Raw genomic sequence first — 16,325 nt, 5'->3', positions numbered from 1 at the left:
AGACTACAGGCTCCGCCGGGACCGGAAGAACGCGCGTAGCAGCGCGGCGGACTCCTCGGCCCGGATCCCGCCGGTGACCAGCGGCCGGTGGTTCAGCCGCCGGTCACGGAGCACGTCCCACAACGACCCGGCGGCGCCGCCCTTGGGGTCCTCGGCGCCGTAGGCCACGTGCGCGACGCGCGCCAGCACCCCGGCCCCGGCGCACATCGTGCAGGGCTCCAGGGTGACGACGAGGGTCGTGCCGGTCAGCCGCCAGCCGTCGCCCAGCACCGGTGCGGCCGCCCGCAGCGCGAGCACCTCGGCGTGCGCCGTGGGGTCGCCACGCCGCTCCCGCTCGTTGGCCGCCTCGGCGAGGACCGCGCCGTCCGCCCCGAGGACGACGGCGCCGATCGGCGTGTCCCCCCACTCCACCGCCGCCGCGGCCAGCTCCAGCGCCCGCCCCATCGCCGCGTCGAGCACGGCGGCGGCCAGTGGCCGGGCCTCCGCTCCGGTCACCGCGGCGCGCCGGTCAGGTCCAGCCCCACCAGCGCCGAGAGCTCGGCGAGGGCCGCCTCCGGGTCGACCACCTTGACGGTGTGCATCCCCAGCGCGCGGGCCGGCTTGAGGTTGATGCCGAGGTCGTCGAGATAGGCGCAGTCCCCCGCCGCGACCGGGCGCCCGACCGCCGCCGACAGCCGCTCCAGCGCCCGCAGGTAGATCACCGGCTCGGGCTTGCGGACGCCCTCGACCGACGACTCGACGACGGCGTCGAACAGACCGAGCAGCTCCCCGAGCCGGCCGGTGCGCTCCATCGGCGCGACGTTGTTCGACAGCAGCGCCAGCGGCACACCCGCCCGCCGCAGCGCGGTGACCGCCGCGACCATCGCCGGCCGCAGCTCCCCGGCCAGGGCGGCCAGCACCCGCCGCGCGTCGACCCGGTGCCCGGCGGCCAGCGCCTCGGCCTCGAAGGTGTCGACGAACGCCTCGGTGTCCAGCTCGCCGCGCTCGAACCGCGCCCAGGCGTTGCGGTCGGGATCGGTGCTGTTCAGCCGGCGGATCAGCCCCTCCGGCAGCCCCGCCTCGGCCTCGTAGGCGCCGAAGGCCGCCATCGGGCTGCCGGTCAGCACCCCGCCCAGGTCGAACACCACCGCCGAGACGCGCGCGCTCACGCCCTCACCGCCGCGGCCAGCTCGTCGGCGAAGCCCAGCCGGCCGGCGATCCGGGCGACCATCTCGTCGGCCCACAGGTCGTCGGCGGTCACGATCGGCCGCAGCTCGTCGGCGGGCAGCCCGTAGTCGGCGAGGACGTCGAGGTCGCCACCGGGCCAGCCGGTCTCGTCGTCGTCGAAGGCACCCTCGGTGTCGACCGCGATGCCGTACCGCTCGACCACCTCGCTGGCCAGCAGCCACTCCTGCATCGTCGCGTCGGAGATGAACGCCCGGACCATGCCGCCCGGGCCGTGCCGCAGGATCACCAGGTACAGCCGCGAGTCGACGACGACGACGAACGGGCCCGGCCAGGCCGCCGCCCCGGGCTCGCCCAGCGCGCGCTCGAGGACCGGGAGCTCGTCGCCGGCGTCCTCCGCGAGCAGCTCGACCCGCCACCGCCCCCCGGTCCGGCCGACGAGCACTGCGTAGCTGGCCGGACCCGCCGGCTCCGCTGCGCCGGTCACCGGCGGCGCAGCATCGTCAGGCCGTCGGCGACGGGCAGCAGCACGGTCTCCCAGCGCGGGTCGGCGGCCAGCGCCGCGTTCAGCGCGACGAGGGCCCGGTCGTCGTCGGTGCGCGGGTCCAGCACCCGGCCGCTCCACAGCGTGTTGTCCAGCAGCACGACGCCGTTCTCCCGCATCCGGGGGTGCAGCTCGTCGACGTAGCCGGCGTAGCCGGTCTTGTCGGCGTCGACGAAGGCGAGGTCGAACACCGGCTCGGCCGGCAGCGCGCGCAGGGTGTCCAGGGCCGGGCCCAGCCGCAGCTCGATGCGGTCGCCGACGCCGGCGCGGTCCCAGTACCGCCGGGCGGTCGCGGTCCACTCCTCGCTGACGTCCAGGCACAGCAGCCGCCCGTCCTCGGGCAGCCCCCGCGCGATGGCGAGCGACGACAGGCCGGTGAAGGTGCCGATCTCGATCGCCCGCCGCACGCCCAGGGCCCGCGTGAGCAGCTGCATGAGCGCGGCCTGCTCGACGCCGACCTGCATCGTCGCCGACGCCTCGCCGCGCTCGGCCATCGCCGCCGTCTCGGCGACCAGGTCGGTGACGACGTCGTCCGGCGCCTCGCTGCTCGCGCGTACGTAGTCGGCCATCTGCTCGCTGAGCAGGAACGGCTTCGGCGTCATGGCAGGACCCCGCGCAGGAGCGTCATGGCGCGCGGAGATGCGGGGAGCGTGTGGGACATAGCCTCTGATCATGGCCGACGCCGCCCTCCCGGTGCCCACGATGCCCGCCCCGCCGGTGGGGGTGGTCGGGCTGGGCCAGCTCGGCGGCTCGCTGGCCGCCGCCCTGGTCGCCGCCGGCCGGGAGGTCACCGGCTGGGACGTCGACCCCGGCGCCCGGGCAGCGGCCGCCGACCGCGGGGTGCGGATCGGCCGGGAGATGAGCGGCGTCGTCGTCCTCGCCGTCCCGCTGCCGGCGATGCCGACGGCCCTCGCCCCGCTCGCCGTCCACCCCGACGCCACGGTCACCGACCTCGGCTCGGTGAAGGTCCCCGTGCTGGAGACGGTCGGTGCCGCGTTCGGCGGCCGCTTCGTCGGCGGGCACCCCATGTGCGGCACCGAGCGGTCGGGGCACGAGGCGACCGACCCGGACCTGTTCCGCGGCGCCCGCTGGGCGGTGTGCCTGGAGCGGGGCACCGAGCTGCCCCGCTGGCTGCGCGTCGCCGAGGTCGCCCTGGACGCCGGTGCCGAGGTGGTCCCGGTGACCGCCGCCGAGCACGACGACGCCGTCGCCGCGATCAGCCACGTGCCGCACCTGCTCGCCGCCGCGCTGGCCGCCGCCGCGGGGCAGGCCGGCCCGCTGGCCCTGTCGCTGGCGGCGGGCAGCTTCCGCGACGGCACGCGGGTGGCCGGCAGCGACCCGGCGCTGGTGACGGCGATGGTCGAGGGCAACGCCGGCCCGACCGCGGCCGCCCTGGCCCGCACGCGGGAGCAGCTGGACCGGCCGTGGCCCGAGCTCGTCGCCGCCGGGCACGCCGTCCGGACGGCGGTGCGCACCGGGCGGCGGGAGGTCCGCGTGCCGCTGGACCGCTCCGCGCTGCTGGCCGTGGGCCGCGCCGGCGGAGCGGTCACCCGGCGGCTGGCCGCCTTCGTCGAGGGGTGGCTGCCGGAGGCGTGACCGTTTCCCCGGCGGGAGCGGCGGGCAGGATGGCGATCATGGACGAGAAGGACCTGCTGAGCCGCATCCACGCCCTCGTCGACGAGGAGCACCGGCTCCGCGACAGCGGGGAGCACACCGACGAGCAGAAGGCGCGCATGCAGGACCTGGAGGTGCAGCTCGACCAGTGCTGGGACCTGCTGCGCCAGCGGCGCGCCAAGCGGCAGTACGACGAGGACCCCGAGGGCGCGCAGGTGCGCCCCGCCGCCGAGGTCGAGGGCTACCTGCAGTAGCCGGAGGACCCCGGTGCCCCCGCCCCTGCACGAGGCCTAGGCGGCCGGCCGCGCCGCCATGACGTGCGGGGCGCCGAGGAGCGCCAGCTGCCAGAGCAGGCGCGAGCGCGGGTCGGTGACCTTGCGCCCCGTCACCGACTCGATCCGCCGCAGCCGGTGCATGACGGTGTTGCGGTGGCAGTACAGCTCGTCGGCCGCCCGCGTCGGTGAGCCGTCCGCGGCCAGGAACGCGGCCAGCGTGTCCAGCAGCACCGAACGCTCGTCCTCGGGCAGGTCGAGCAGGCCGCCGAGGGACTGGCCGACCAGCCGCGAGCTGATCTCCGGCGAGTTGCTCAGCAGCGCCTCGGGCAGCCGGTCGTCGATCGTCACGACCTGGCTGGTCCCCACCGGCAGCGTGCGGGCCGCGGTCTCGGCCAGCCGGTAGGCCGTCGCCACCGAGCCCGCGCCCTCCACCTCGGCGGAGACGCCGACCGGCCCGGCCGCCATGGCCCGCAGCCAGCCGAGGACGTCGGTCGACCGGCGCGGCCCGAGGGCGACGACGCCGACCTGCGCGCCGGACCGCTCCCCCCAGACCGAGCGCACGCCACGGCGCAGCAGCCCGGCGGCGGGGTCGAAGAGGCCGGCCCGGCCCTCGGCGTCCGGGATCGCGACGACCGCCAGCAGCTTCCCCTCCAGCGGCATCCCGAGCAGCTCCGAGGCCGAGCGCACGAACGAGGGGTCGCCGCCCCGGCCGTCGAGCAGGCCGTCGAGGACCTGCCGCCGCGCCGTCTCGTCGACGGAGTCCAGGCGGCGCTGCTCGTCCCGGTAGCCCTCGGCCACCAGGCCGCACTCCACGTCGTTGGTCCGCCACACCGAGCCGGCGATCTCGACCAGCAGGGTGTCGTTGGCCCCGCCGGAGTCGCGGGCGACCGCCAGCAGCGTCTCCCAGGTGATCTGCCCGCCCAGCCGGTAGGCGCGCAGGACCGCCTCCAGCGGGATGCCCTGCGCGGCGCGGCGCCGGCCCACCTCCCGTGCCTCGCTCCGCTGCACCTGGCGTGCGCCGGCGGCGGCGCCGACCAGGCTGCGGATGCCTCCGGCCAGCCCGGCGCGGGCCGAGCGCCGCAGCTCCACCAGGTCCAGCTCCCGGTAGACCGGCTCGGTCCGCAGGAGCACGTCGACCATCCGGTCCACCATCGCGTCCACCTGGTCGAACAGCCGCGGCGCGACGTCCGCCAGTCGGCCGGCCACCTCCGGCGGGAACTCGTGCACCGTCACCTCCTGCTGCGCTGCGCTGCGCACAACCACCTTCGCCGATCACTGTGCGTCGCGCCCATTGTGACCGCCACCACCGGGCGGCAACCTCAACGGGAGCTAGCCGTGACCCAATCGTCGCCGACCGCCCACCCGGTCGGGCGACCCCTCGCGACCCAGAGGAGACGTGGGCCCGTGGCGGAACCGCCGCACGACCGCACCACCCAGCGACCGGACAGGTCGCCCGCCGCGCGGCTGGAGATGAGCGGCATCAGCGTCGCCTTCGGCGGCGTGACGGCCCTCGAGGACGTGTCCCTCGTCGTCGAGCCCGGCCAGGTCCACGGCCTGATCGGGCCCAACGGCGCCGGGAAGACGACGATGTTCAACGTCGCCTGCGGCCTCGTCCGGCCCTCGGCCGGCCGGATCACCTGGCGCGGCTCGGAGCTGCGCCGGCTGCGCCCGGCACAGCTGGCCAAGCTGGGGATCGCCCGGACCCTGCAGGGGGTCGGCCTGTTCCCGGGCATGACCGTCCTGGAGAACGTCATGGTCGGCGCCCACCGGCACGCCAGGGCCGGGTTCTTCTCCGCCCTGTTCGCCCTGCCGACCGCCGACAAGGACGAGGAGCGCCTGCGCGGGCGGGCCATGGAGGCGCTGGCCGAGCTCGAGGCCACGGACTACGCCGCGCGCTACCCCGGCAGCCTCCCCTACCCCGTGCAGAAGCGGGTGGCGCTGGCCCGCGCCCTGGTCGCCGACCCGGAGCTGCTGCTGCTCGACGAGCCGGCCAGCGGCCTGTCCGAGGACGAGATGCACGAGCTCGGCGAGCTCATCCGGACGCTGTCGGGCCGGATGAGCGTGCTGCTCGTCGAGCACCACATGGACCTGGTGATGCGCGTCTGCGACCGGATCACGGTCCTGGACTCCGGCCGGCAGCTCGCCGTCGGCACCCCGGAGGAGATCCGCGCCGACCCCGCGGTCACCGAGGCCTACCTGGGCGACGACGTCGACGTCGAGGCCGACGCCGCGGAGCTCTCCGGCCGGCACCGCGCCGGACGCACCAGCGGGAACGAGGAGGTCAGCCGTGGCTGAGCCGCACGGCAGCACCGCATCCGGGCAGGGACTGCCGGCCGGCGGGGGCACCGGCACCGCCACGGCGCTGCTCGACGTCCAGGGGCTGAGCGCGGCCTACGGCCCGGTGCGCGCCCTCGACGGCGTGTCGCTGCAGGCTGGGGCCGGCCGGATCACCGCCGTCCTCGGGGCCAACGGCGCCGGCAAGACCACCCTGCTCCGCACGATCAGCGGGCTGGTCCGGCCCACCGCCGGCCGGGTGGTCCTCGACGGGGAGGACATCACCCGCGCCCCGGTCGAGGCCATGGTGCACAAGGGCATGGCCCACGTGCCGGAGGGCCGTGGGGTCATCGCCGAGCTCACCGTCGACGAGAACCTGCGCGTGGGCTCGCTGTTCCGCGGCAAGGTCGACCGGGACGAGTTCGACCGGGTGTACGACCTCTTCCCGCGGATCGCCGAGCGGCGCGACAACCCCGCGCACACCCTCTCCGGCGGCGAGCGGCAGATGCTCGTCATCGGCCGGGCGCTGCTCGCCCGCCCGCGGGTGCTGCTGCTCGACGAGCCCTCGCTGGGTCTCGCCCCGCGGATCGTGGCGCAGATCTTCGGCCTGGTCCGCCAGCTGGTCGACCACGAGGGCCTGTCGGTCCTGCTCGTCGAGCAGAACGCGCGCAGCGCGCTGTCGGTGGCCGACACCGGCGTCGTCCTGAACCTCGGCCGCGTCGTCGTCACCGACGACGCCCGCTCCCTCGCCGCCGACGAGGACCTGCGCCACGCCTACCTCGGCTTCTGATCCCTCGTCCGCACCACAGGAGGCAGTCCCCACGTGGAGAGATTCCTCAGCCTCACCCTCGGCGGGGTGGTCAACGGCTCGGTCTACGCCGCCTTCGCCCTGGCGCTCGTGCTGATCTGGCGGTCCACCCGGATCGTCAACTTCGCCCAGGGCGCCATGGCCGCGGCCACGACCTTCATCGCCTTGGCCGTGATCGAGTCCGGCCAGTCCTACTGGGTGGGTCTGGTCGTGGCCCTGCTCTCCGGCCTCGTCCTCGGCGCCGTGATCGAGCGCGTCGTCATCCGTCCGGTGGAGGGTGGGCCGGATCTCAACGCGGTCATCGTGACCCTGGGTCTGTTCATCGCCATCCAGGGCGCGGTCGCGCTGGTCTTCGGGGTGAACCAGCGGGCGTTCGTCCCGCCGTTCTCCAACATCGGCTACGAGGTGCGGGAGGGCTTCACCCTGCTGTCGCTGTCGCCGAACTCGATCTGGACGGTCAGCGCGGTCGTGGTGACGATGCTGCTGCTGATCGCGCTCTTCCGCTTCACCCGGCTCGGCCTGGCGATGCGCGCCTCGGCCTTCGGCCAGGAGGTCGCCCGGCTGCTGGGCGTCCGGGTCGGCCGGATGCTCACCCTCGGCTGGGCCCTGGCCGCGGTGGTCGGCTCGCTGGCGGGCATGCTGGTCGCCGGCGACGTCTCCTTCATCGCGCCGACCTTCATGGAGCAGCTGATCGTCTTCGGCTTCGTCGCGGCCGTCCTCGGCGGGCTGGACTCCCCGATCGGCGCCGTCGTCGGCGGCCTGCTGCTGGGCCTGGCGCTCAACTACGTCCGCGGCTACCTGGACGACTCGCTGCTGGGCGCGGCGGCGCTGAGCATCCTCGTCGTCGTCCTGCTGGTGCGCCCCGGCGGCCTGTTCTCGACCACCCCCGCCCGGAGGGCATGACCGTGAGCGACCTGCAGTCCTCCCCGGGTGCCCCCGGCGCCGCCTCCGACGACGCCCCCACCACGGCCACCGCCGCGGGGAACGCGTCCTCGGCCGCGGCCACCGGCGGCCGGTCCTTCCTGCCCAGGAGCACCCTGCTGCGCCACCTTCTGGTGCTGGCGCTGTGCTCCGTCGGCGCGGTGCTGCTGCTCGAGGGCACCGAGCGCAGCACCAACGACCAGATCAGCCGCATCGCCTTCTACGCCATCGCGGCCGGCGGGCTGACGCTGCTCACGGGTCTCAACGGGCAGATCTCCTTGGGCCACGGCGCGCTGATGGCCGTCGGCGCGTACACCACGGCGCTGCTGCTCGACGTCGACGGCGACCCGCTGCCCCTGCCGCTGATCTTCCTGATCGCCGTCGCCATCACCGCCGTCGTCGGTGCGGTCGTCGGCGTGGCGGCCGCCCGGCTGCACGGGCCCTACCTGGCCGGCGCGACGCTGGCGCTCGCGGTCGCCGTCCCGGGCCTGACGCTGTACTTCAGCGGCACGCTGGGCGGCGAGCAGGGCATCAACGTGCGCGCCCCGCAGGCGCCGGACTGGTTCGTCGACGCCATCGACGCGATCTCCGGCGAGCGCGGCCAGGGGACGAAGTGGCTGGCCTACATCGCCGTCGCCTGCCTGCTGATCACCTACTTCCTGCTGGCCAACCTCATGCGCAGCCGGATCGGCCGCACCTGGCGGGCGGTCCGCGACCAGGAGGTCGCCGCCGAGCTGGCCGGCATCTCGCTGGGCTCCTGGCGGGTGCTCGCCTTCGTGGTCAGCGCCGCCGCCGCCGGCCTGGCCGGAGGCGTGCTGGCCATCGTGGTCCGGCTCACCGCACCCGGCTCGTTCCTGCCCGTGCTCTCGCTGTCCCTGCTCACCGCCATCGTGATCGGCGGGCTGGGCAGCCTGTTCGGGGCGCTGCTGGGGTCGGTCCTGCTCGTGCTGCTGCCGCAGTGGTCCCGGGACTTCGGGCTGGACGTGCTCGGCATGGGGTCCGCGCAGGCCGCCGAGGCCGCCTTCGTGATCTACGGCCTGCTCCTCGTGCTCACCATGCTGTTCGCCCCGGCCGGGCTCGTCGGCACGGTCCGGCTCGCCCTGCTGAAACGGCGGGCGGCGCGGGCCATGGCCGCCGCCGGCAGGAGGTGAGCGCCCGTCACGACGCCGCTGCACCGACCGGAGCGGGCCCCGGGTGCGACCACCCCGTCCCGTCCGCCGCACCCCCACCGACCCCCGGGCAGAGCTGCCCGGGCAACCTACGAGGAGCACCCTTGACGCGAACCTCCCGACGCCTCGTGAGCGTCCTGGCCGCGGCGACGATCGCCACCACCATGGCCGCCTGTGGCGGCGACGACGACGGTGGCGGCGGCGGCGGCGGTGGCGGTGGCGGCACCGCCGAGGACAACGAGGCCACCGATCCCGGCATGACCGAGGACACCGTCCTCATCGGCTCGCACTACCCGCTGACCGGTCCGGCCGCCCCGGGCTACAGCGAGATCCCGACCGGCGTCCAGGCCTACTTCGACTTCGTGAACGCCAACGGCGGCGTCTACGACCGCCAGATCGAGTGGAAGTACCTGGACGACGGCTACAACCCGACCAACACCGGCCAGGTCGTCAACCAGCTCGTGCTGCAGGACGAGGTCTTCGCGATCATGGGCGGCCTCGGGACGGCGACGCACAACGCCGTCATCGACCTGCTCAACAGCGAGGGCATCCCGGACTTCTTCGTCGCCTCGGGCTCCTCGCTGTGGGACAACGCCGAGGACAACCCGTACACGTTCGGCTGGCAGACCGACTACGAGAGCGAGGGGAAGATCATCGGCCAGTACATCGCCGAGAACCTCCCGGACGCGCGCGTCGGTCTGTTCCTGCAGGACGACGACTTCGGCGAGGACGGCGAGCGCGGCGTCCGGCAGTACCTGGACGACGACCAGATCGTCGAGGTGCAGACCTACACCTCGGGCAACGTCGACCTCGGCGCGCAGATCACGGCGCTGCAGCAGTCCGGCGCGGACTTCGTGATCGGGTTCAACACCCCGATCTACACCGCGCTGGCGCAGCTGACCGCGCTGCGGCTCAACTACTCGCCGGAGTGGTTCGTGTCCAACGTCGGGTCCGACCCGCAGCTGGTCGGCTCGCTCCTGGAGCGCTTCTCCGAGGGCGCCGTGACCGGCACCAGCCTGCTCGAGGGCGTCTACACGACGTCCTACCTGCCGACGGTGGACCAGGTCGACAACCCGTGGATCCAGCTGTTCCAGCGCGTCTGGGACGAGCACGGCGGGGACGGCGAGCTGACCAACTTCCGCGTCTACGGCATGTCGCAGGCCTACACGATGGTGCAGGCCCTGCAGGCCGCCGGCCGCAACCCGACGCGGGACGACCTGGTCGCCGCGCTGGAGGAGGCCGGCGGCGACTTCCAGGGCCCGGCGCTCGCGCCGTTCCGCTACTCCTCCGACCGGCACGCCGGCATCAGCGGCATGGCGGTCGCCCGGATCAACGCGGACGGCTCGGCCGAGGACCTGACCCCCGTCCTGCTCACCGACGTCGGTGACGCGGAGATCGAGGAGTCCGACAGCGAGGCCTCGACCCCGCCGGAGAGCGGCATCCCCGACGAGGAGGCCATCGGCTGAGAGCGGGCCCGTCCACGGGACGGGCCGCAACGGTGACGGCGGGCCGTCGATCCCCTCGGGGGTCGGCGGCCCGTCGTCGTCCCCCGAGGCCGTGCCGCCCCCGACCTCCTCGCCGAAGTGGCCACGTCGGCGGGACGACCTCCTCGCCGAAGTGGCCACTTCGGCGGAAACGCTCAGCACTCGAAGTGTGTGCGGAGTCGGCCTCCGGGTAGGAGCGCCCGCGGCGTGCGCCGGTGCGCGCCGGCTGCTGGCCGAGGAGGTCCTGGCATGGTGCGCGCGACGCGGACGATCCGGCGGGCGGTGGTCACCGGCGGCGCGGGCTTCCTCGGCTCCCACCTGTGCGAGCACCTGCTGGAGCGGGGCGTCGAGGTGGTCTGCCTGGACAACTTCCTCACCGGCTCGCCGCAGAACGTCGTCCACCTCCTGGAGCACCCCGGCTTCCGGCTGGTCCGCTGCGACGTGACCGACTACGTGCACGTTCCGGGACCGGTCGACCTGGTGCTGCACTTCGCTTCCCCGGCCAGCCCCATCGACTACCTGAAGATGCCGATCGAGACGCTCAAGGTCGGCAGCCTCGGCACCCTGCACACCCTCGGGCTGGCCCACGACAAGGGCGCCCGGTACGTGCTGGCCTCCACCTCGGAGGTGTACGGCGACCCGCTCCAGCACCCGCAGACCGAGGAGTACTGGGGCAACGTCAACCCCGTCGGGCCGCGCGGGGTCTACGACGAGGCCAAGCGCTTCAGCGAGGCGATGACGACGGCGTACCGGACCTCGAAGGGCACCGACACCGGCATCGTGCGGATCTTCAACACCTACGGTCCGCGCATGCGCCCGGACGACGGCCGCGCCATCCCCGCCTTCGTCGGCCAGGCGCTGTCCGGCCGGCCGCTCACGGTGGCCGGCGACGGGTCGCAGACCCGCTCGATCTGCTACGTCGACGACACGGTCCGCGGCATCCTCGCGATGGCCTGGTCCGGGCACGCCGGGCCGGTCAACATCGGCAACCCCGACGAGCTGTCGATGCTGCAGCTCGCGCAGCGGATCCTGGAGATGACCGGCTCGGACTCCTCCGTGGAGTTCATCGACCTCCCGGTCGACGACCCCAAGGTGCGCCGGCCGGACACCACCCGCGCCCAGCAGCTCCTGGGCTGGCGTCCCGAGGTGCCCTCGGAGGAGGGGCTGCGGCGCACCGTGGCCTGGTTCGCGCAGCAGAGAGGCCTCGCCGAGCGCGCCGTGGGTTGAGCGCACCGTTGCCATTCCGGCACCCCGCGTCACCCATCTACGCTGGGTTCCGGCGGACGGGGGTCGCCATGAGTGTCCGGACGACGACGGAGCGCATCGATGGGCCGCCATGCCTCGCACAGCAGCACCACCGGCCGCGGCTGGCCACCTCCCCGCTCGGTCCTCCTCGCGGCGGTCGCCGCCGTCGTGCTCGTCGCCGGCGGCCTGGTCTGGTGGCTGGCCGGTTCCGAGGGGGACGACGCGGCGGGGTGCCCCGACCCGGTGAGCGTGCGGGTGACCGTCGCGCCGGAGCTCGTGCCGGTGACCCAGGAACTGCTGGCCGGCGACGCGCTGGACGGCTGCGTGGCCCCCGACGTGACCGGGGCCGACCCGCTGCAGACGGCCGCCGCGCTCACCGCGGGCGCCGACTCCGGGCTCCCCGACGTCTGGGTGCCCGACTCCTCGATCTGGGCCGCACAGGTGGAGGGGGCCGAGCTCGAGCCGGTCGCCTCCATGGCCACCTCCCCCGTCGTCCTCGCGACCAGCCGGGCCTCGGCCGAGGACCTCGGCGTCGCCGAGGACACGCCCGGCTGGCTCGACGTCGTCGTCGCCGGGCTGAGCGACGGCCGGTCCTTCCCGGCCGCCGACCTCACCGGTGAGGCGCGGCAGATCGCCGTCTCGCTGGCCGTCGAGCTCACCGGGACCGGCATCGGCGGGGAGACCACCGACGAGGAGCTCCGGGCCTCCATCGCGCTGTCGGAGGCCGGCGCCACCCTGGAGCAGGTACGCGAGGCCGCCGTCGCCGGAGAGGCCGACGCGGGGCTGTTCGCGGCGACCGAGCAGGACGTGATCGCCAGCCACCTGGCCGGGGACTCCGACCTGCTCGCGCTGTACCCCGACGGCGGCGCGCCGTCGCTGGACTACCCGGTGATCCGGGCCGGTGACCCGGGCGACCGCGGCGACGCGGTCGAGGCCGTGGTCACCGCCCTGACGTCGGACGCCGCCGCCGAGGCCGTCCGGGCCGCCGGGTTCCGCGACGCCGAGGGCAACGCGCCGGACGACGCCGGCCCGGACACCGGCACCCGGCAGGAGGCCCCCGAGCGGCTGCCCATGGACCCCGAGGCCGCCCTCGAGGCGATCGAGCAGGCGAACCGGGTGCTGGCCCCCTCCCGGCTGCTGGTGGCCATCGACACCTCGCAGTCCATGGAGGCACCCGCCGGGAACAGCAACCGGATCACCCTCGCCGTCGACGCGGCACGGACGTCGCTGGCCCTGCTCCCCGACGAGTACTCGGTGGGGCTGTGGACGTTCGCCTACCAGGTGGCCAACGGCAACGACTGGGTGGAGCGCGTGCCGATCCGTGCGCTGGACGCCGACGTGAGCGGCTCCTCGCAGCGCGCGGCCCTGAGCGCGGAGCTCGACGGCCTGCCGGGCTCGCTGACGCGCGGCGGGACCGGGCTCTACGACACCGCCCTGGCCGCGTTCCGGGCCGCTCAGGACGCCTACCAGGAGGGCTCCGTCTCCAGCGTGGTCCTGTTGACCGACGGGACCAACGAGGACGACGCCGGGGGCATCTCGCTGCAAGGGCTGATCGACACCCTGCGCGCCGAGGAGGACCCCGACCGGCCGGTGCAGCTCATCGGCGTGGCCTTCGGCCCCGACACCGACGTCGACGTGCTCCAGCAGATCTGCGAGGCCACCGGCGGGCGCGCGTACGACGCCCAGGACCCCGGCGACCTGCAGGACGTCCTCTTCGACGCGATCCGCCGGCGGTAGCTCCCCCCTCAGGCGCCCGCGGGCAGGGAGTCCACGGCGGCGACGACCTCGTCGACCGTGATCCGGGCCAGCGCCGGGTCCAGCGCGGTGCCCCACGGGTCGCCGGTGCCCCCGTGCACCTCGCCGTGCCAGAGCACGACGTGCAGTGCTCCCCCGCCCGGCCCGGTCCGCGGCGGCGGGCCCCACAGCGCCGGGGACACCGGCCCGAACAGCACCACCGACGGCCGGCGGTAGGCCGTGGCCAGGTGGGCGACGCCGGTGTCGCCGCAGACGACCAGGCGGGCCGCGGCGACCACGGCGGCCAGCTCCAGCGACGTCGTCGTCCCGGCCAGGACGGCGTCCTCGCCCAGCCCGGCGGCCGCGGCGACCGACCGCGCCAGCTCGACCTCCGCCGGGCCGCCGGTGACCCGCACGTCGTGCCCGGCGGCGGCCAGGTGCGCGGCGACGGCGGCGAACCGCTCGGTCGGCCACCGCCGGCCGGGGTGGGCCGCGCCCGGGTGCACCACCGCGGCCCCGGACACCGGCGGGGGCGCGGCCGGGACGGCCAGGTCGAGCGCGTCGGGGTCGGCCCGGACGCCGAGGCCCTCCGCGACCAGCCGGCACCACCGCCGGACCTCGTGCTCGTCGGGGTACCAGGCGGGCCCGGGGTAGCCGGGGCTGGCGAAGGTCAGCAGCCGCTGCGGGTGCAGGTCGGCCACGACCACGTGCGAGAGCGGACCCTTGCCGTGCAGGTCGACGGCGAGGTCGAAAGGCGGGCCGGTCCAGTCCAGCGGCTCGAGCTCGCGGGCGGGGAGCACCTCGTCGACGGCGTCGACCAGCCGCGCCAGCGGTGCCAGCGCCGCGGTGGTGGCCAGCACCAGCCGGTGGGCGGGCACCGCCGCCCGGACGGCCCGGACGGCCGGCACACCGGTGAGCAGGTCGCCCAGCCCGAGCGGCCGGAGCACGACGGCGACGGGCCGCCGGTCCTCGTACGGCCGGCGCAGCGCGATCGCGCTCACACGCGCGAGCGCTCGACCAGCGCGGTGGTGGAGTGCCCGTCCAGGTAGGGCAGGACGACGGCCTGCCCGCCCCACCGCCGCAGCACCGCGGCCTCGGGGAGGTCGGCGCCGGCGTAGTCGCCGCCCTTGGCCCACACGTCCGGCCGCAGCCGGTCGAGGACCTCGGCCGGCGTGTCCTCCTCGAAGACGACGACGGCGTCGACGAACTCCAGCGCCTCCAGCACCCGGGCCCGGTCGGCGGCGGTCACCAGCGGCCGCGAGGGCCCCTTGAGCCGGCGCACCGAGTCGTCGGAGTTGATGCAGACCACCAGGCAGTCGCCCAGCCCGCGGGCGGCGCGCAGGGTGGCCACGTGCCCGGGGTGGATGAGGTCGAAGCAGCCGCCGGTGGCCACCACCGTGCCGCCGGCCGCGCGCACCCGGGCGATGACCGAGTCCGCCCCCGGCTCGGCGACGACGTTCGGCGCGGGCCCGCCGGAGCCGCCGCCGTCCCAGGTCGACGCCCCGCCGCGGCCGACGAACGCCGACGCCGCGGCCACGGCGCCGGCGACCGCCTCGCCGGTGACGGCACCGTCGGCCAGCAGCAGCGCGGCCGCCGCGGCGAACGAGTCACCGGCGCCGCACGGGTCGCCGGACGCCGGCACGGCGGGCACGACCATCGGCGCACCCTCGCCGTAGGAGAGCAGCGCGCCCCGGGCGCCGAGGGTCACCGCGACCGCGCCGACGCCCCAGTGCCGGATGAGCGCCTCGGCGCGGGCCCCGACGGCGGCCAGCCCGTCGCCCCCGGTGTCCGCGCCCGCTGCCGAGGCCACCCGGGCGGCCTCGGCGCCGTTGGGGGTGACCAGCCGGGCCTGCGGGACCGGGTCGGCCCCGCGGGGGTGCGGGTCCCACACGATCGGCCCGCCGGCGCCGGCCAGGGCCTCGCGCACCTCGGGCGCGGCGGTCGTCCCGCGGCCGTAGTCGGCGACGAGCACCGCGGCCGCCGAGCGCAGCACCGCGTGCGCCTCGTCCGGCAGCGGTCCGAGCGTGACCACCGGGTCGCCGGAGTCGATGCGGACCACCGAGTGGTCGCCGACCCGCACGCGCTGCTTGACCGAGGTGCCACCGGTCGCCGGGATCTCCACCAGCCGCACCCGGTCGGCGAGCAGCGCCCGCAGCCGGCCGGCGCCCTCGTCGTCGGCCATCGGCGTGACCAGCACGACCGGGCGCGACGTCGCCGCGGCGGCGATCACGGCGGCCAGGGCCGCGCCGCCGGGGCGCTCGCGGATCTCGGCCCCCTCGACGACGGGCACCGGCGCGTCCGGGGTGAGCCGGGACGCCGTCCCGACCAGGTCGACGTCGAGCAGGGCGTCGCCGACGACGACCAGCGGCCGCTCGTCGCTGATGGCTCTACCTTCCCTTCGCACGGTGGATCCCGGCAGGGAGCGCTTGCGTCGCTTGTCCCGCGAGGACTGAGGTGAGACGGCGCCCCTGCCGGGCCCCGGCGAAGGCCTGACGCCCTGGAGGGTGTCGTCCCACGAGGACTGGTTCATCAGCACGACGCAGCGCCTTCCCGGTCCGCCGAGCACGATGGCGACCGGTGAAGGAGGAATGGTGCTGGGAGTCGGTATCGACTGGGCCGAAGAGTTTCACGACATCGCCCTGGGAACGCCGGAGAAGGGAGTCATCGAACAATTCCGTATCGACCACGGGCCCGACGGGGTCGCTCGGCTGGTCGCCCGCTGTCTGGCGCTGGAGCCCGATCCGGCCGAGGTGCGGGTGGTGCTGGAGACCCGGCACGGCCTGCTGGTCGAGGCGCTGATCGACGCCGGGTTCGCCGTGGTGCCGGTCAATCCCGACCTGGTCGCCCGCCGCCGCGGCCCGGCGCGGAAGAAGGACGACGCCGAGGACGCCCGGATCTGTTGCCTGCTGGCCCTGGACCGGCACGCCGGGCTCAAGACGCTGATCCCGCACGGCGAGCTCGGTGGAGAGCTGCGGGCGATCGCCCGCGACGACGAGCGCGCCGCCCGCGACCAGCGGCGGTTGCTCAACCGGCTGCGCGCCGACCTGCAGATCACCTACCCCGCGGCGCTGGCTATCACCGGCGGCGATCTCG

At 75.4% G+C, this 16,325-nt stretch carries 17 protein-coding genes; 10 read left to right on the top strand and 7 right to left on the bottom strand.

What is annotated here, in order from left to right:
- Positions 1-3 precede the first annotated feature (3 nt).
- From ACK586_RS14550 to ACK586_RS14535, 4 genes are read right to left on the bottom strand one after another with little or no spacing between them, the layout of a single operon-like run.
- The gene (locus ACK586_RS14550) at positions 4-495 is read right to left on the bottom strand and encodes a nucleoside deaminase (RefSeq protein WP_409331207.1); all 492 of its coding nucleotides are present in this window, start codon (positions 493-495) and stop codon (positions 4-6) included.
- Positions 492-1,148 carry an HAD-IA family hydrolase gene (locus tag ACK586_RS14545; protein ID WP_409331206.1) on the bottom strand — a complete coding sequence of 219 codons (657 nt, stop codon included), beginning with the start codon at positions 1,146-1,148 and terminating at the stop codon, positions 492-494. Before ACK586_RS14545 ends, ACK586_RS14550 begins: the two co-directional genes overlap by 4 nt.
- Positions 1,145-1,651, bottom strand: a complete 507-nt coding sequence (locus tag ACK586_RS14540; protein ID WP_409331205.1) for a tRNA adenosine deaminase-associated protein — start codon at positions 1,649-1,651, stop codon at positions 1,145-1,147. Before ACK586_RS14540 ends, ACK586_RS14545 begins: the two co-directional genes overlap by 4 nt.
- On the bottom strand, positions 1,648-2,310 hold the full coding sequence (locus tag ACK586_RS14535) for an O-methyltransferase (protein WP_409331204.1): 663 nt from the start codon (positions 2,308-2,310) through the stop codon (positions 1,648-1,650). Before ACK586_RS14535 ends, ACK586_RS14540 begins: the two co-directional genes overlap by 4 nt.
- 70 nt (positions 2,311-2,380) lie before the next feature.
- Between ACK586_RS14535 and ACK586_RS14530 the strand changes: the two genes are divergently transcribed.
- A complete protein-coding gene (locus ACK586_RS14530; RefSeq protein ID WP_409331203.1) occupies positions 2,381-3,304 on the top strand; it encodes a prephenate dehydrogenase in 924 nt (307 codons plus the stop codon).
- A 38-nt stretch (positions 3,305-3,342) separates the two neighbouring features.
- Positions 3,343-3,576, top strand: coding sequence for a DUF2630 family protein (locus tag ACK586_RS14525; protein WP_409331202.1), 234 nt, complete (start codon positions 3,343-3,345; stop codon positions 3,574-3,576).
- A 36-nt stretch (positions 3,577-3,612) separates the two neighbouring features.
- Here the strand turns inward: ACK586_RS14525 and ACK586_RS14520 are convergent, their stop codons facing one another.
- The gene (locus ACK586_RS14520) at positions 3,613-4,854 is read right to left on the bottom strand and encodes a PucR family transcriptional regulator (RefSeq protein ID WP_409331201.1); all 1,242 of its coding nucleotides are present in this window, start codon (positions 4,852-4,854) and stop codon (positions 3,613-3,615) included.
- 147 nt (positions 4,855-5,001) lie between these two features.
- On the opposite strand from ACK586_RS14520, the gene ACK586_RS14515 reads away from it, so the two are divergent.
- The 7 genes from ACK586_RS14515 to ACK586_RS14485 all read left to right on the top strand — a co-directional run bounded on the left by ACK586_RS14515 (position 5,002) and on the right by ACK586_RS14485 (position 13,235).
- The gene (locus ACK586_RS14515; protein ID WP_409331200.1) at positions 5,002-5,892 is read left to right on the top strand and encodes an ABC transporter ATP-binding protein; all 891 of its coding nucleotides are present in this window, start codon (positions 5,002-5,004) and stop codon (positions 5,890-5,892) included.
- Entirely contained in the window at positions 5,885-6,661 is a 777-nt protein-coding gene (locus tag ACK586_RS14510; RefSeq protein WP_409331199.1) for an ABC transporter ATP-binding protein, read from the top strand. The genes ACK586_RS14515 and ACK586_RS14510 overlap by 8 nt, the downstream gene beginning before the upstream one ends.
- A 33-nt stretch (positions 6,662-6,694) precedes the next feature.
- The gene (locus ACK586_RS14505) at positions 6,695-7,582 is read left to right on the top strand and encodes a branched-chain amino acid ABC transporter permease (RefSeq protein WP_409331198.1); all 888 of its coding nucleotides are present in this window, start codon (positions 6,695-6,697) and stop codon (positions 7,580-7,582) included.
- Positions 7,579-8,751 carry a branched-chain amino acid ABC transporter permease gene (locus ACK586_RS14500; RefSeq protein ID WP_409331197.1) on the top strand — a complete coding sequence of 391 codons (1,173 nt, stop codon included), beginning with the start codon at positions 7,579-7,581 and terminating at the stop codon, positions 8,749-8,751. The genes ACK586_RS14505 and ACK586_RS14500 overlap by 4 nt, the downstream gene beginning before the upstream one ends.
- 122 nt (positions 8,752-8,873) lie before the next feature.
- Positions 8,874-10,235, top strand: a complete 1,362-nt coding sequence (locus ACK586_RS14495; protein ID WP_409331196.1) for an ABC transporter substrate-binding protein — start codon at positions 8,874-8,876, stop codon at positions 10,233-10,235.
- A gap of 267 nt (positions 10,236-10,502) precedes the next feature.
- A complete protein-coding gene (locus tag ACK586_RS14490) occupies positions 10,503-11,480 on the top strand; it encodes a UDP-glucuronic acid decarboxylase family protein (protein WP_409331195.1) in 978 nt (325 codons plus the stop codon).
- Positions 11,481-11,579: 99 nt separating this feature from the next.
- Positions 11,580-13,235 (top strand): substrate-binding domain-containing protein, encoded by a 1,656-nt coding sequence (locus ACK586_RS14485; RefSeq protein ID WP_409331194.1) that lies wholly within the window; start codon positions 11,580-11,582, stop codon positions 13,233-13,235.
- 8 nt (positions 13,236-13,243) lie between these two features.
- Here the strand turns inward: ACK586_RS14485 and ACK586_RS14480 are convergent, their stop codons facing one another.
- Positions 13,244-14,233: a glycosyltransferase family 9 protein gene (locus tag ACK586_RS14480; protein ID WP_409331193.1), complete on the bottom strand. Its 990-nt coding sequence runs from the start codon at positions 14,231-14,233 to the stop codon at positions 13,244-13,246.
- Complete coding sequence (gene rfaE2, locus ACK586_RS14475) at positions 14,230-15,636, bottom strand: D-glycero-beta-D-manno-heptose 1-phosphate adenylyltransferase (RefSeq protein WP_409331192.1); 1,407 nt, start codon at positions 15,634-15,636, stop codon at positions 14,230-14,232. Before rfaE2 ends, ACK586_RS14480 begins: the two co-directional genes overlap by 4 nt.
- Before the next feature lie 184 nt (positions 15,637-15,820).
- On the opposite strand from rfaE2, the gene ACK586_RS14470 reads away from it, so the two are divergent.
- A partial coding sequence (locus ACK586_RS14470) for an IS110 family transposase (protein WP_409331191.1) occupies positions 15,821-16,325 on the top strand: 505 nt, incomplete at its 3' end.

Origin of the sequence: Trujillonella humicola (assembly GCF_046233715.1) — a bacterium.
Lineage (GTDB): Bacteria > Actinomycetota > Actinomycetes > Mycobacteriales > Geodermatophilaceae > Trujillonella > Trujillonella humicola.
This window is presented reverse-complemented; position numbering and strand designations above follow the sequence as displayed.